The organism is Pseudarthrobacter leeuwenhoeki (assembly GCF_055412885.1).
Genome location: NZ_JBVAYY010000010.1, coordinates 78979 through 93064, shown reverse-complemented (window position 1 = coordinate 93064; position 14086 = coordinate 78979). Strand labels below are relative to the sequence as shown.

General features: G+C 67.3%; 12 protein-coding genes. 4 read left to right on the top strand and 8 right to left on the bottom strand.

Annotated elements, in window-relative coordinates:
• The first annotated feature begins 3 nt into the window (after positions 1–3).
• Entirely contained in the window at positions 4–762 is a 759-nt protein-coding gene (locus ACZYX4_RS10855) for an MBL fold metallo-hydrolase (RefSeq protein ID WP_463875704.1), read from the top strand.
• Positions 763–843: 81 nt separating this feature from the next.
• Here the strand turns inward: ACZYX4_RS10855 and ACZYX4_RS10850 are convergent, their stop codons facing one another.
• The gene (locus ACZYX4_RS10850; protein WP_463875702.1) at positions 844–2877 is read right to left on the bottom strand and encodes an alkaline phosphatase family protein; all 2034 of its coding nucleotides are present in this window, start codon (positions 2875–2877) and stop codon (positions 844–846) included.
• A 128-nt stretch (positions 2878–3005) separates the two neighbouring features.
• Positions 3006–3173, bottom strand: coding sequence for an SPOR domain-containing protein (locus ACZYX4_RS10845; RefSeq protein ID WP_463875700.1), 168 nt, complete (start codon positions 3171–3173; stop codon positions 3006–3008).
• A 69-nt stretch (positions 3174–3242) separates the two neighbouring features.
• On the opposite strand from ACZYX4_RS10845, the gene map reads away from it, so the two are divergent.
• Positions 3243–4121 carry a type I methionyl aminopeptidase gene (gene map / locus ACZYX4_RS10840; protein WP_463875698.1) on the top strand — a complete coding sequence of 293 codons (879 nt, stop codon included), beginning with the start codon at positions 3243–3245 and terminating at the stop codon, positions 4119–4121.
• A gap of 99 nt (positions 4122–4220) precedes the next feature.
• Positions 4221–5024 (top strand): polyphosphate--glucose phosphotransferase, encoded by an 804-nt coding sequence (ppgK, locus tag ACZYX4_RS10835; protein WP_463875697.1) that lies wholly within the window; start codon positions 4221–4223, stop codon positions 5022–5024.
• A 143-nt stretch (positions 5025–5167) separates the two neighbouring features.
• Here the strand turns inward: ppgK and nrdR are convergent, their stop codons facing one another.
• From nrdR to ACZYX4_RS10820, 3 genes are all read right to left on the bottom strand, one after another.
• The gene (gene nrdR, locus ACZYX4_RS10830; RefSeq protein ID WP_463875695.1) at positions 5168–5659 is read right to left on the bottom strand and encodes a transcriptional regulator NrdR; all 492 of its coding nucleotides are present in this window, start codon (positions 5657–5659) and stop codon (positions 5168–5170) included.
• 146 nt (positions 5660–5805) lie between these two features.
• The gene (gene hisD / locus ACZYX4_RS10825; RefSeq protein WP_463875694.1) at positions 5806–7197 is read right to left on the bottom strand and encodes a histidinol dehydrogenase; all 1392 of its coding nucleotides are present in this window, start codon (positions 7195–7197) and stop codon (positions 5806–5808) included.
• A 98-nt stretch (positions 7198–7295) separates the two neighbouring features.
• Positions 7296–7895: a hypothetical protein gene (locus ACZYX4_RS10820; RefSeq protein ID WP_463875693.1), complete on the bottom strand. Its 600-nt coding sequence runs from the start codon at positions 7893–7895 to the stop codon at positions 7296–7298.
• A 223-nt stretch (positions 7896–8118) separates the two neighbouring features.
• Here ACZYX4_RS10820 and ACZYX4_RS10815 point away from each other — a divergent pair, with 223 nt between their 5' ends.
• The gene (locus ACZYX4_RS10815; protein ID WP_463875855.1) at positions 8119–8577 is read left to right on the top strand and encodes a flavin reductase family protein; all 459 of its coding nucleotides are present in this window, start codon (positions 8119–8121) and stop codon (positions 8575–8577) included.
• Positions 8578–8691: 114 nt separating this feature from the next.
• On the opposite strand, the gene dnaE is transcribed toward ACZYX4_RS10815, so the two are convergent.
• From dnaE to lspA, 3 genes are all read right to left on the bottom strand, one after another.
• Positions 8692–12249: a DNA polymerase III subunit alpha gene (gene dnaE, locus ACZYX4_RS10810; RefSeq protein ID WP_463875691.1), complete on the bottom strand. Its 3558-nt coding sequence runs from the start codon at positions 12247–12249 to the stop codon at positions 8692–8694.
• A gap of 91 nt (positions 12250–12340) precedes the next feature.
• On the bottom strand, positions 12341–13435 hold the full coding sequence (locus ACZYX4_RS10805) for an RluA family pseudouridine synthase (RefSeq protein ID WP_463875689.1): 1095 nt from the start codon (positions 13433–13435) through the stop codon (positions 12341–12343).
• Positions 13425–14009, bottom strand: coding sequence for a signal peptidase II (gene lspA, locus ACZYX4_RS10800; protein WP_463875687.1), 585 nt, complete (start codon positions 14007–14009; stop codon positions 13425–13427). Before lspA ends, ACZYX4_RS10805 begins: the two co-directional genes overlap by 11 nt.
• Positions 14010–14086: the final 77 nt, after the last annotated feature.

The following is a 14086-nucleotide window of genomic DNA, read 5'->3' as shown; positions in this document are numbered from 1 at the left end:
GGCATGAGACTCACCTGGCTGGGTCACTCCTCGGTGGTCCTGGATCTCGACGGGGTTCGGGTCCTGACTGACCCACTGCTTCGCCCTCATGCCGGGCTGCTGCGGCGGCTGGCACCCCGTCCGGACCCGGCGTCGTGGAGCCGGCCCGACGTCGTGCTCCTCTCCCACCTGCACCACGACCACGCCGAGCTGCGCTCCCTCCGTATGCTCCCCGGGTCTACCCTGATGAGTGCCCCGGCGAACGCCGCGTGGCTGCGCGGTCGCACATTGCTGAACACCGTCGCCCTGGGGGACGGCTGGACCCCGGTCGGCCGCGGCGTCGAGATACGCCAGGTCCCTGCGGAGCATCATCACCGCCCGATGCCGCACCGTCCCAACGACGCCCATGGCCAACTGGTCCGCGGTCCGTCGGGGACCGCATGGATCGCGGGTGACACGGGGTTGTTTCCGGAGATGGCCGGGCTTCCCGCCATGGCGGGCGGCCCCATCGATATCGCCGTGGTGCCGGTCTGGGGGTGGGGACCGCGGCTCTCTGCAGGACACCTGTCCCCCGAGACCGCCGCCCGGGCAGTCGCACTGAGCGGCGCGCGGTTCGCCCTGCCGGTGCACTGGGGAACGCTGCACCCGCCCTTCGTCACACACTTTGCACGGAGCTGGCTCGAGCTGCCCGGGCTCCGGTTTGCGGACGCCGTGGCCGAGCAGGCTCCCGGCTGCACGGCCGTCGTCCTCTCCCCCGGCCAGTCATGGGTCGCGCCAGGGTGATCCGGGGGTCCGTGCCCTGGCCTGCGCGCCAGGCCCACCGCAATGGTCCTGTCACTCACCGCTGGTTGCGCACCGCGTGACTCACCGCGGGAACGCCGTCGTGGCGCGCTGGCCACAGGCCTCGAGCATCGCCACCAACACCCGGTGGAGCTCATCGGCACCCTCGATCCGCTCGGGAAGACCGGCCATGAGATCGGCGGGACCGAGGAGTACGGCGCGGTCCTGCCAGCCGCCGAGGCCCCCATGGGATCCGACCAGGCCCTCGAAGGCCGCGACGTCGTTGGTCACCGGATCGACCATGCTGTTGACGTAAAGATCCGGCGCCTCGGGGTCCATCAGCGCACGTCGGAGCACCCGCGCCGCGTGCGACCCGAAGCCTGCCAACGGGTCAGTGCCCTCCACCGCCCCGCTCGTCAGGTTGAGGCGACCGCCGCTCCCGATCGCCCATTCCCGGCCGGCTTCATCGATGCCGGCGACGAACCCGATCCCGGGATGTCCTGCCAGGCCGGGGACCAGGGCAGGCCACTTCGTCTCGAGGCCCTCGAGCGTCCAGCGCCGGTCGCCCCGCACGTAGACCAGGCCCAGGTTGCCCGAGCCCAGCACGACCACCGGATCCTCGGCGGCGTTGCCGGGATCCGGTGTCTGCTGTGCCTTGGTCAGCCCCACGTTGGCGCGGGCGGCGAGCTTTCCGGTCATCCCCCCGGCCGCGATGTCGCCGGCAATGGAGTCGGCGCGACCCAGCCCTTCGACGGACGCGTCCACAGTCTGAACGTGTTCCTGCATGAGTTCGGCACACAGATCACCGAGCGTCTGTCCGTAGCGGTCGGCGAAGGGAGTGCCCTGGGACTGGCCGTGGTCCGAGAGGACGACCAGCCGGTAGCGGCGGGGAGCGGAACCGGCCAGCCGGGCCAGAGATCCCAGCGTTCGGTCCAGGCCATCCAGGGCGGCGAGCGACTCAGGCCGGAATACGCCTGCGTGGTGGGCGATCTCGTCGTAGTCCACATAGTCGACGTAGATGCACTTTGTGCCGAGACGCAATTCCTCGGCCACCAGAGCCGTGTTCAGGTCACGAAGGAGGCTGTTGGTCACTGCCCGGAGCAGGGCGAAGGTCCAGTCCCGGTGCACCCGGGGGTCGAAGTCACGCTTGACCTGCCGTCGGGCCTGCCACCGCTCCTTGAAGACCTCCCCCACGGTCCGCGTGAAGCTGCGCATGAACCCGTTCGGTGAGGTGAAGAACCAGGCGAACGCACGGCGCGTCTGAGTGGAGCCGCGCCGGACCTCCACCCGGCTCATCGTCAGGAGCGATCGGGGTGCGTCACCGGTGAACAGGTTCGAGATGGAGACCCCGTCGTCGCAAAGCAGACCTTGCCCGGTGCTGTGCTTTTCCTCGATCACCCGGGCGTCTGCCGGACGGTTGGCGACCAGGACCCGTTTGAGCTCCCGGTCGTACCACCGGAAGGCGGGGATCCCGTCAACGGTGCCATGCAGAATGCCCATCTGGCTGGCCGGGGTGGTGCATGGCAGTTGCGGAGTCCACTCGCGGCACGTGTAATCCCCCGAGGACAGCCAGCGCCGGATATGCGGTACCGCGCCGGACTGGACGGCCCACTGCAGCACCGGGAAAGGGACACCGTCAAGCTGCACGAACAGGACGCCGTCAACCTCCGGGTCAGTGACTGTGTTCTGCCGGCGTGCCCTGCCGGCCAGGGAGGTGATCAGTCCGTCATCAGTGCCGGCCGTGGTGGCCCACGAAATGAGGGTGGCCACGACGGCACTGATCCAGGTTGCTGCGAGGGCGGTCCACGCCGTCGACTCAATGCCCGGCACGAGGCGGATTGCGAGATACATGATTAGGGCTTGACCGACAACAGCGGTCAGAAGCACCGCCAGCCAGCCCGCCCTGGCCGAGATTTCCACCAGCGCGGGGCGGAGGACAAGACCGACGACGCCGGCCGCTGCTGCCACGGCGGCGTAGTCCCACCAACTGGATGCAGAGAACCCCGGCAGCAGCGCGCCGGTGACGATGAGGGCTGCCGTCGAGGCGGCCCAGGCCGCGGCCAGCCTAGCCAGGTCGGTGACTCGGACGCCAAAGGTGCGCGTATCGCTCGTCGGCATTTTCCCAGTATGGCCCGCCACAAGCGGCGCTCACTCATCCGCACCGGGTGAGAAAGTCCAGTCCCCGGGAGCGACGCCCACGCCGCGGACTGCCCGCACGACCTCCAGCTCCAGTGTGGTGACCGGCCCTAGTCGTCCTCGTTGCCCTTTTCCCAGGATTCATTGCGGGCCTTGACCTTCTCAAGGGCGTGTTCAGCCTCTTCCCGCGTCTTGTACGGGCCAATCAGCTGGCTCCAATCGGACAAGGCGTCCTCTTCAACCTCGTGCGTGTTGACGTTGTACCAGTACTCCGGCATGGATGCTCCTCAGCTGATATTTCTTGGCCGTTGTTTATTGCCTCCGGCCGTGCCTTATATGATCAATGTATGCCTTCTCTAGCCTCGACTGCACCCACCGGCACCCTGGTCCCGGGAGCCGTCAGTCCGCAGCTTCCCGTTCCGGCGTCGATCCCGCGTCCCGAATACGTGGGCAAGCCCGCACCGGCCAAGTTCACCGGCTCCGAGGTCAAATCGGCGGAGACCATCGAGAAGATCCGGATCGCCTCCCGGATCGCCGCTCAGGCGATCGTGGAGGTCGGGAGGCATATCCAGCCCGGCGTCACCACGGACCAGCTGGACCGGGTGGGCCACGAGTTCCTGCTCGACCACCAGGCGTATCCGTCCACCCTCGGCTACCGCGGCTTTCCCAAGTCCCTGTGCTCGTCGTTGAACGAAGTCATCTGCCACGGCATCCCCGACAGCACGGTCGTCCGGGACGGGGACATCATCAACATCGACATCACGGCCTTCATAGCCGGCGTGCACGGCGACACCAACTACACCTTCCTGGCCGGGGACGTCGACGAGGAATCCCGGCTGCTCGTCGAGCGCACGCAGGAGTCCCTGAACCGCGCCATCCGCGCCGTGGCCCCGGGCCGCGAAATCAACGTGATCGGCCGGACCATCGAGTCCTACGCCCGGCGCTTCGGCTACGGCGTCGTCCGCGATTTCACCGGCCACGGCGTGGGCGAGGCTTTTCACACCGGCCTGATCATCCCGCACTATGATGCCGCTCCCGCCTACAACACCGTCATGGAAGCCGGGATGGTCTTCACGATCGAACCCATGCTGACGCTCGGCACCGTGGACTGGGACATGTGGGCCGATGACTGGACCGTCGTGACCCGCGACCGCAAACGCACCGCACAGTTCGAGCACACCCTGCTTGTCACGGAGTCCGGCGCCGAAGTCCTGACGCTCCCCTGAGCTCCGCCCCACCAGAAGATCCCGGTCTTCGCCCGTCGGCCCTGGGCCGCACCCTCCTGCCCCCCTCCTGCCCCGCACCCTGCCACGAACGGACCCACATTGGCCCCGAAGAACGAGAAGTCGAAGAAGAACGCCCCGCTGATCGGCATCGACATCGGCGGCACCGGGATCAAGGGCGGCATCGTGGACCTGAAGAAGGGCAAACTGGTCGGTGACCGCATTCGCATCCCCACCCCGAAGCCTTCGACCCCCGAGTCCGTGGCCGAGGTCGTGGCCCAGGTTGTCGACGGGCTGTCCGCCCGGCCCGACGCTCCGGCACCCGACTCTCCCGTGGGCGTCACCTTCCCCGGCATCATCCAGCACGGCGTGGTCCACTCCGCCGCCAATGTGGACAAGTCCTGGCTGGAAATGGACATCGACGCCCTGCTGACCAACCGCCTGGGCCGGCCCGTGGAGGTCATCAACGACGCCGACGCCGCCGGCCTCGCGGAGGCACGCTACGGCGCCGGCGAATTCGTGGAGGGCACGGTGCTGGTCATCACGCTCGGCACCGGCATCGGTTCCGCCTTCATCTTCGACGGCAAGCTTGTCCCCAACGCCGAACTCGGACACCTGGAAATTGACGGATTCGACGCCGAAAGCAAGGCCTCGGCGGTGGCCCGTGAGCGGGACGGCCTGAGCTGGGAAGAGTACAGCGTGCTGCTGCAGCGCTACCTGTCCCACGTGGAGTTCCTCTTCTCCCCGGAACTGTTCATCATCGGCGGCGGCATCTCCAAGCGCGCCGACGAATACCTGCCGCGGCTGCAGCTGCGCACACCCATCGTTCCGGCCGAGCTGAAGAACGAAGCCGGCATCGTCGGCGCAGCCCTCGAGATCGCGCTCAAGCACAAGCTGGCCAAGTAGCGAAAAGAGCTATCACTCCGGGTCGTTCTGGACGCTGGGAACGACCCGGAGTGATAGCTCTTTTGATGTGGTGCCGGTGGTGGCCGCGGCTTCCCCTCAGCTGCCACCACCGGAGTCTGTGAGCCGGCGCCCCTGGAACAGTCCTAGAGCGGGCTCTTCTGCTGGCTCGTGCCCTCGCGGCCCTTGGTCTCGGCCTCATGCCGGAGCAGCGAAATGGCGGCTTCGAAGTCCTCGAGGGACTCAAAGCCCTGGTAGACGCTCGCGAAGCGCAGGTAGGCGACCTCGTCGAGGCGCTGGAGCGGGTTGAGGATGGCGAGGCCGACTTCATGCGCTTCGATTTCCGCGGCGCCGGAGGCACGGATGGCCTCTTCGACCTCCTGGGCCAGCATCGCGAGGTCATCCTCGGTGACGGGACGGCCCTGGCAGGCCTTGCGGACGCCGTTGATGACCTTGCTGCGGCTGAACGGCTCGCCCACACCCGACCGCTTGATCACGGTGAGGCTGGTGGTCTCGACAGTGGTGAAACGGCGGCCGCACTCGGGACACTGCCGGCGGCGCCGGATGGCTGAACCGTCGTCGGCGATCCGGCTGTCCACCACCCGCGAATCAGGGTTACGGCAGAACGGGCAATACATGTCGTTTCCTCCCCTGTCGCACACGGATGGCCAACTGCAGGTCATCCAGAGACGACCACCCGAAACTCGCCGGAGCGGTTGGCCCCGCCATCAGTTTACGACTGGATGTAGCTGAATAACAAGCCTGTAATTACTACATGTTGTGGTCAGGCGCCCTGCGGGAAGCGGGCCGTGACTGCCTCGCCGTGCGCCGGCAGATCCTCCGCCCCGGACAGGCTCACGATGTGTCCGCTCACCTCAGCCAGGGCGGCGCGGGTGTAGTTGACCACCTGGATGGCGCGCAGGAACGTGGTCACGTTCAGCCCCGAGGAGAACGCTGCGGTGCCGCTGGTCGGCAGCACGTGGTTGGAGCCGGCGCAGTAGTCGCCGAGGCTGACGGGGCTGTAGTCCCCGACAAAGATCGCCCCGGCGCTGCGGATCCGGCCCGCGACGCCTGCCGCGTCCGCCGTCATGATTTCCAGGTGTTCGGCGGCGTAGGCATTGCACGCCGCAATGCCCTGGTCCAGGTTGTCCACCAGGACGACGCCGGACTGCGGGCCTGAGAGGGCCTCGCGGACCCGCGCACTGTGCTTGGTCGCTGCCGCCTGGCGCTCCAGTTCCACCCGGACGGCGGCGGCGAGGTCCCCGGAATCCGTGATCAGCACGGACGCCGCTTTGGGGTCGTGCTCGGCCTGGCTGATCAGGTCAGCCGCGACCAGGTCCGGCTGTGCCGTGGCGTCGGCCAGGATGGCGATCTCGGTGGTGCCGGCCTCGGAATCGATGCCGACGACGCCCTTGACGAGGCGCTTCGCTGTGGCGACGAAGACGTTGCCCGGGCCGGTGACGACGTCCACCGGGTCCAGTCCGGCCTGGTTCTCCGCGGCGGGGATGCCGTAGGCGAAGGCCGCGATGGCCTGGGCGCCGCCGATCGCGTAGACCTCGTCGATTCCGAGCAGGCACGCCGCGGCCAGGATCGTGGGGTGCGGGAGCCCGCCGAAGTCCTTCTGCGGCGGCGATGCCAGGGCGATGGATTCGACGCCCGCGGCGAGGGCCGGGACGACGTTCATGATCACGGAGGAAGGGTAGACCGCCAGGCCGCCGGGGACGTAGAGGCCCACGCGCGCCACGGGGACCCATTTCTGGCTGACCACCGCGCCTTCGCCGAGCTCGACGTCGGTGTCCGCCGGCCGCTGGGCGTTGGCGAAGAGCCGCGCGCGCCTGATGGACTCTTCCAGTGCCGCCCGTACGGCGGGATCGAGGCCGGCCAGGGCTGCCGTCAGCGCGTCGGCGGGGACCCGGGGGTGCGACTGCTCCACGCCGTCGAAGGTCCGGGCGAGCTCGCCGAGCGCTTCGAAACCCCGGGTGCGGACGGCGTCGATGATGTCCAGGACTTTGTGCTCGGCATCAGCCATGGTGCCGGCCTGTGCCCGGGGCACCGCGGCGCGGAGCCCCGGGAGGGTCAGCCGCTGGCCGCGGAGGTCGACGGTGCGGAAGTTAAGGTCGGCGGGAACCGGGGTCGCAGTAGCGGCGGGCACGGAGCTGTCAGCTGAAGGGGTCACCTCTTCATTTTACGGGCAGCCCCGGCGGGTACCGCGCCTGTTACGTCGGGCCTGCCGGTTCTGGGGCTGCTGAGCGGCCGTGTGGTCAGGCCGCAGGGTCAGGCCCCGGGGTCGGCTTCCGGCGCCGGTGTGCTGAAGACTGTGTTCAGGAAGATGGTCAGTGCGGCGGCGGCCGGCCAGATCGCGAGGACGGCGAAGGACCGCAGTGAGAAGGCAGTACTGGCACTGGCCGCGGTGTCTTCGGGCGTTCCCCACCAGAGTCCACACGCCACGCCGGTCCCCCAGGCACCGAGGGCGCCCAGTGCGCCGGCACCCACGGCGAGGACAACGTCCCGGCCGGACGGCGCGTTGTGCTTGCTGCCTGAGGCGACCGCGCCCGAAATACAGCCGGCGAGCAGGAACAGGCCCGCAAGCACCAGGTCCCGCGGCAGCCACCCTTCCGTGTTGCCGCCGCTGCGCAGCTCCGGATCACCCGAGAGCAGGTTCAGCCCGGAGGGCGCCAGGAGCCACCAGAGCAGCCCCACCGGGATGCCGGCGGCGGCAATGACGGCGGCCTGCCGCCACGATGAGGCGCGGACTCCGGCCTCGCGGACCGGCCGGCCGGACGCAGGGTCCTGCCCGGAACCCGGGGGCGGGAACCGGGGAGTGTCCTGCGGGGCATCCTGCGGGACCTGGCCGTACACTGCGGGCTGTGTCATGCAACAAACCTTAACAAGGTTTCCGCCGGCCGGGCACCTGACACCGGGCACCTGACACCGGGCGTCCCCGGGTTGGCGTTCCAGATGACGCCTGCGGGTAAACAAGTACCGCCGCCGTTCGCTGGCGCCATACGCTGGCAGGTAGGAACATCACACACGTGCAGCAGGGAGATGGATCGCAGTGGCCACAGAGGACCAAGCCTTCGAGGGAACCTTCAAGGAAATGTTCCGCCGGCATGCTGCCGGCGTGGCCATTATTACCGCCAACCTCAACGGTGTCCCCTTTGGTTTTACGGCAACCTCCGTGGCCTCGTTGTCGGCGAAGCCGCCCCGGTTCACGTTCAACATGGCCCGCACGTCCAGCTCCTGGCCGGCCGTGGCCAACGCCACGTACGTCGGCGTCCACATGCTGGGGCTGGAGAACCAGGCGCTGGCTGACCGCTTTGCCCGGACCAGCAACCGCTTCGAGGGCGACCACTGGGCGCTCGGACCCCATGAGGTGCCGATCCTCAATGACGTGGCCGGCTGGCTGATCGGCAAGGTCCAGATGCGGCTCTCCTTCGAGAACAACGCCGTGGTGGTCGTGGAGGTCGTGGAAGGTGAGGTGGGCGCGGACGGCGTTCCCCTGCTCTACCACTCCGGTGCCTACGGCCAGCCCGCGCCGCTCGATTACGAGATCTGACCGGCTGCTTCGCCTCGCGAGGTGACACTTGATGCCGATGTCTTTGAGCGGCATGGGCCTTAACTGTCACCTCGAGGTTGCGCAGCCTGACCCGGAACCGCGAACCCCTGCATATCAGCTGTCCAGGCAGGTCGGGCCGAGCAGCACCTTCAGGTCCCCGAACAGTGAGGGGCTGGGGTTCACCCGCAGGTGCACGGGCAGGCCCATGATCTCCACTCTGGAGTCGCCCTGCAGGTGCAGCCGGACTTCGGACTTGCCGCGGTGGGTGCGCAGCACATCTCCGAGCTCGGTCACGACCGCTTCGGTTGCCTTGTGGGTCTGCATGGTGATCACCAGCGGGCCGTTGAGGCCCTCGCTGAGGTCCGGGACGGACAGTTCCATGCAGTTGAGGGCGACGGCGCCGTCGTCGCGGCGCTGCAGCCTTCCCTTGACCACCACGATCAGGTCTTCGGCAAGCACGGAGGCGATGGGTCCGTAGACCTGGCCGAAGAACATGACCTCGACAGATCCGCCCAGGTCCTCGATTTCCGCGCGGGCGTAGGCGTTGCCGCTGGCTTTCGCGATCCGCCGGCTCAGTGAGGTGATCATGCCGGCGATGGTAACAATGGTGCCGTCGTGCGGGCCGTCCTCGGCGATGAGCGAGGTGATGGACTGGTCGGCGTGCTGGCTCAGTACACCCTCGAGCCCCTGCAGCGGGTGGTCGGAGACGTACAGGCCGAGCATGTCCCGTTCGAAGGAGAGCTTGTCCTTTTTCTCCCATTCGGGAAGGTCCGGGATTTCGATGCTCAGCGAGGCCTCGGATTCGGCTTCGTCGAAACCGGCGAAGAGGTCGAACTGGCCGATCGCCTCGTTGCGCTTGAGCGTGATGACGGAGTCGATCGCTTCTTCATGGATCATGGCCAGGGCGCGCCGGTGGTGGCCGAGGGAATCGAACGCGCCGGCCTTGATCAGGGATTCAATCGTGCGTTTGTTGCACACCACGGCCGGGACCTTCACCAGGTAGTCCTTGAAGGACGTGTAGGCGCCTTCCTTGTCCCGGGCCGCCACCATGGCTTCGACGACGTTGACGCCGACGTTGCGGATGGCCCCCATGCCGAAGCGGATGTCGGTGCCGACGGGGGTGAAGTTCAGTGCGGACTCGTTGACGTCCGGCGGCAGCACGGTGATGCCCATGCGCCGGCATTCGTTGAGGTAGATCGCCGATTTGTCCTTGTCGTCCCCGACGCTGGTGAGCAGGGCGGCCATGTACTCGGGCGCATAGTGGGCCTTGAGGTACGCGGTCCAGTAGGAGATCACGCCGTAGGCGGCCGAGTGCGCCTTGTTGAAGGCGTAGTCGGAGAAGGGCAGCAGGATGTCCCAGAGGGTTTTGACAGCGGCCATGGAGTAGCCGTTGTCCTGCATGCCCTGGGAGAACCCGGCGAACTGCTTGTCCAGCTCGGATTTTTTCTTCTTGCCCATGGCGCGGCGCAGGATGTCGGCCTGGCCCAGCGTGTAGCCGGCGAGCTTCTGCGCCACGGCCATCACCTGCTCCTGGTACACGATCAGGCCGTAGGTGCCACCAAGGATTTCGGAGAGGGGTTCCTCCAGCTCCGGGTGGATCGGGATGACCTCCTGGATGCCGTTCTTGCGCAGGGCGTAGTCGGTGTGCGCGTTGGCGCCCATGGGGCCGGGCCGGTAGAGGGCCAGCACGGCGGAGATGTCTTCGAAGTTGTCAGGCTTCATGAGCTTGAGCAGGGAGCGCATCGGGCCGCCGTCGAGCTGGAACACACCCAGGGTGTCGCCCCGGGCCAGCAGCTCGTAGGACGCGGCGTCGTCCAGGGCCAGTGCCTCCAGGTCCAGCTCCTCGCCGCGGTTCATCGTGATGTTCTCGAGGGCGTCGGAAATGATCGTGAGGTTCCGCAGCCCGAGGAAGTCCATCTTGATCAGTCCGAGGCCCTCGGACGTGGGGTAGTCGAACTGGGTGATGACCTGGCCGTCCTGGAAACGGCGCATCACCGGGATGACGTCGATGATCGGGTCCGAGGACATGATGACGCCGGCCGCGTGGACGCCCCACTGGCGTTTCAGGCCCTCGATGCCGAGCGCCGTTTCGAACACCTTGGCGGCTTCCGGGTCCGTGGCGATCAGCTGCCGGAAGTCACCGGCCTCGCTGTAGCGCTTGGAGTCCTTGTTCTGGATGTCCGCCAGCGGGATGTCCTTGGCCATCACGGCCGGCGGAAGGGCCTTGGTCAGCTGCTCGCCCATGCTGAACGGATAGCCCAGCACGCGCGAGGAGTCCTTGAGCGCCTGCTTGGTCTTGATGGTGCCGTAGGTGACGATCATCGCGACACGTTCGTCGCCGTATTTGCGTGTGACGTAGTCGATGACTTCGGAGCGGCGCCGGTCATCGAAGTCGACGTCGAAGTCAGGCATGGAGACGCGGTCCGGGTTGAGGAAGCGCTCGAAGATCAGGCCGTGGTGCAGCGGATCGAGGTCGGTGATACGCATGGCGTAGGCCACCATGGACCCGGCGCCCGAACCACGTCCCGGACCCACCCGGATGCCGTTGTTCTTGGCCCAGTTGATGAAGTCGGCCACCACGAGGAAGTAGCCCGGGAAACCCATGGACGTGATGACGCCGAGTTCGTAGTCGGCCTGGGTGCGCACCTTGTCCGGGATGCCCTTGGGATAGCGGTATTGGAGTCCCTTGTCGACTTCCTTAACCAGCCAGGACGTTTCATCCTCCCCCTCCGGGCAGGGGAACCGGGGCATGTAGTTGGCGCCGGTGTTGAAGGAAACCTCGCAGCGCTCGGCGATCAGGAGGGTGTTGTCGCACGCCTCCGGGTGGTCGCGGAAGAGCTCCCGCATTTCCTGCGGCGACTTCAGGTAGTAGCCGCTGCCCGAGAAGGCAAAGCGCGACCCGCCGTTGTCGTACGTCGGCTCCAGAAGGGTGGAGCCTGACTGGATGGCCAGCAGGGCCTCGTGCGCCTTCGCGTCGTGCTCGTGGGTGTAGTGCAGGTCGTTGGTGGCCACCAGCGGCAGGTTCAGTTCCTTGGCCAGACGCAGCAGGTCACCCGTGACGCGCCGCTCGATGTCCAGGCCATGGTCCATGAGTTCGCAGAAGTAGTTCTCGGCGCCGAAAATGTCGCGGAACTCGGCGGCCGCCTCGACGGCTTCCCGGTACTGCCCGAGCCGGAGCCTCGTCTGGACCTCACCGGACGGGCAGCCGGTGGTGGCAATCAAGCCTTCGGAGTAGGTGTTCAGCAGCTCGCGGTCCAGCCGGGGCCACTTGCCGAAGACCGAGTCCAGGGAGGCGATCGACGAGGCACGGAACAAGTTCCGCATGCCCACGTTGTTGTAGCTGAGCAGCGTCATGTGGGTGTAGGCGCCGCCGCCGGAGATGTCATCCTTGCGCTGGCTCTCCTCGCCCCAGCGGACGCGGGTCTTGTCCGTGCGCGCCGTGCCCGGCGTGACATAGGCCTCGACGCCGATGATCGGCTTGATGCCCTGGTCCGTGGCCCGTTTCCAGAAGTCGAAGGCGCCGAACAGGTAGCCGTGGTCCGTGGTGGCCAGGGCCGGCATGCCCAGCCGCTCGGTTTCGTCGAACAGCTCCCCCAGCCGGGCGGCGCCGTCCAGCATCGAGTACTCAGTGTGGTTGTGGAGATGGACAAACGAGTCGTTGCTGGAAGTCACCGGACCATTCTAGTGCCGCGCACCGACCTTTCGGCGCGGCACTCCGGCCGCCGCCCGATTGGCCAGGACACATCGGGCGGCGGCCGGCCTGTCAGGCCTCTCCGGACTCCAGGACCTCCAGCGCGTACCGCAGGTCCTGCGGGTACTCGCTGGTCACCGTGACGCGTTCCCCCGTCCGGGGGTGGTCGAAGCCCAACTGCCGGGCGTGCAGCCACTGCCGGGTGAGTCCCAGCGTGGCGGCCAGGCGCGGGTCCGCGCCGTAGGTCAGGTCTCCGGCGCAGGGGTGGCGCAGCGCGGCGAAATGGACCCGGATCTGGTGGGTGCGGCCGGTCTCGAGGTGGACTTCCACGAGCGAGGCCTTCCCGAATGCCTCAAGAACCTCGTAGTGCGTGATGGAGTCCCGGCCGTCCTCGATCACGGCGAAACGCCAGTCATGGCCCGGGTGGCGGCCAATCGGCGCGTCAATGGTGCCGGCCAGCGGATCCGGAAGGCCCTGGACCACAGCGTGGTAGACCTTGTCCACGGTGCGTTCCTTGAAGGCACGCTTGAGCGCGGTGTACGCCTCTTCGGTCTTGGCGACCACCATCACACCGGACGTCCCGACGTCGAGCCGGTGGACGATGCCCTTGCGTTCCGGGGAGCCGGACGTGGTGATCCGGTAGCCGAGACCGGCCAGGCCGCCCACGACCGTGGGTCCCACCCAGCCGGGTGAGGGATGCGCGGCCACGCCGACCGGTTTGTCGATGACGACGAACTCGTCATCGTCCAGCAGGATGAACAGGCCTTCCACTACTTCCTCCACAATTTCCAGGGGGTCCCGGCGTGCCGGGACGGTGACGTCGAGCACGGCGCCGGGGGCAAGCTTGAGCGACTTTCCGACCGCTTTGTCCTTGCTGACGACGTTGCCCTCCGCGATCAGTGCGGCGGCCTGTGAGCGGGAAATGTCCATGAGTTTCGCCAGCCCGGCATCCACCCGGCATCCCGCGAGTTCGTCCGGCACCACGAAGCGAAAGGATGACGCGGCCGCAGCCGAGGCGGCCACGTCGCCGGCGTCGACGTCGTCGATCTCTTCGGGCAGGATGTCCTCCGACCGGGCCCCGGCCGGGGCCAGGTCCTCCGGTGCCAGGTCCTCCGGTGCCAGGTCCTCGGGCGTATGGTGTTCCGGCGCAGTGTGCTCAGGAGTCATGTTTTACTGGGTCCTTCGTCAGGTGGGACCCGTCCAGGGAGATCCCGCGCAGCGTCAGCAGGCAGATGATCACCACGGAGGACACCACGGCCGAGTCGGCGATGTTGAAGATCGCGAAGTTGGGGAGCTGGATAAAATCCACGACATGGCCCATGGCAAACGAGGGCTCGCGGAACAGCCGGTCCGTGAGGTTGCCAAGCGCGCCGCCGAGCAGCAACCCGAGCGCCAGGGCCCACCAGAGCGACCCCAGCTTGCGAAGCTGCAACAGGATGGCGATGGAGACCACTGTCATGATGATGGTGAACACCCATGTGATGTTCTCGCCGATCGAGAAGGCAGCGCCGGAGTTGCGGATGTAGTACCAGTGCAGCAGCGGGGGCAGCACGGGGATCCTCTCCCCCTCGGTCATGTTCCCGGTAACCCACAGTTTGGTCAGCTGGTCGAAGACGTAGGCGAACACCGCCAGGCCAAAGAAGACGGACAGCAGCAGTGCACGCCGCGGCCGAGGCCTGGTGGGGACCGTGTGGGCCGGCTCAGCGGGCTGCGTGGCGTCGGGTGATGGTGCGTCAGTCATAAGGCTTTCGTTCGCGGGCCAGTGCGGGGACTGGGAGCTGGGTGCTTGGTCACAGCCGCCGGGTGACCGGAGGTTAA

Excerpts from the sequence above, each read along its gene's own strand:
- nrdR (WP_463875695.1), bottom strand. The coding sequence starts at position 5,659 with ATGTATTGCCCGTTCTGCCGTAACCCTGATTCGCGGGTGGTGGACAGC.
- ACZYX4_RS10845 (WP_463875700.1), bottom strand. The coding sequence starts at position 3,173 with ATGCCGGAGTACTGGTACAACGTCAACACGCACGAGGTTGAAGAGGAC.
- ACZYX4_RS10850 (WP_463875702.1), bottom strand. The coding sequence starts at position 2,877 with ATGCCGACGAGCGATACGCGCACCTTTGGCGTCCGAGTCACCGACCTG.
- map (WP_463875698.1), top strand. The coding sequence starts at position 3,243 with ATGCCTTCTCTAGCCTCGACTGCACCCACCGGCACCCTGGTCCCGGGA.
- ACZYX4_RS10815 (WP_463875855.1), top strand. The coding sequence starts at position 8,119 with ATGTTCCGCCGGCATGCTGCCGGCGTGGCCATTATTACCGCCAACCTC.
- ACZYX4_RS10855 (WP_463875704.1), top strand. The coding sequence starts at position 4 with ATGAGACTCACCTGGCTGGGTCACTCCTCGGTGGTCCTGGATCTCGAC.
- ACZYX4_RS10820 (WP_463875693.1), bottom strand. The coding sequence starts at position 7,895 with ATGACACAGCCCGCAGTGTACGGCCAGGTCCCGCAGGATGCCCCGCAG.
- ACZYX4_RS10805 (WP_463875689.1), bottom strand. The coding sequence starts at position 13,435 with ATGACTCCTGAGCACACTGCGCCGGAACACCATACGCCCGAGGACCTG.
- lspA (WP_463875687.1), bottom strand. The coding sequence starts at position 14,009 with ATGACTGACGCACCATCACCCGACGCCACGCAGCCCGCTGAGCCGGCC.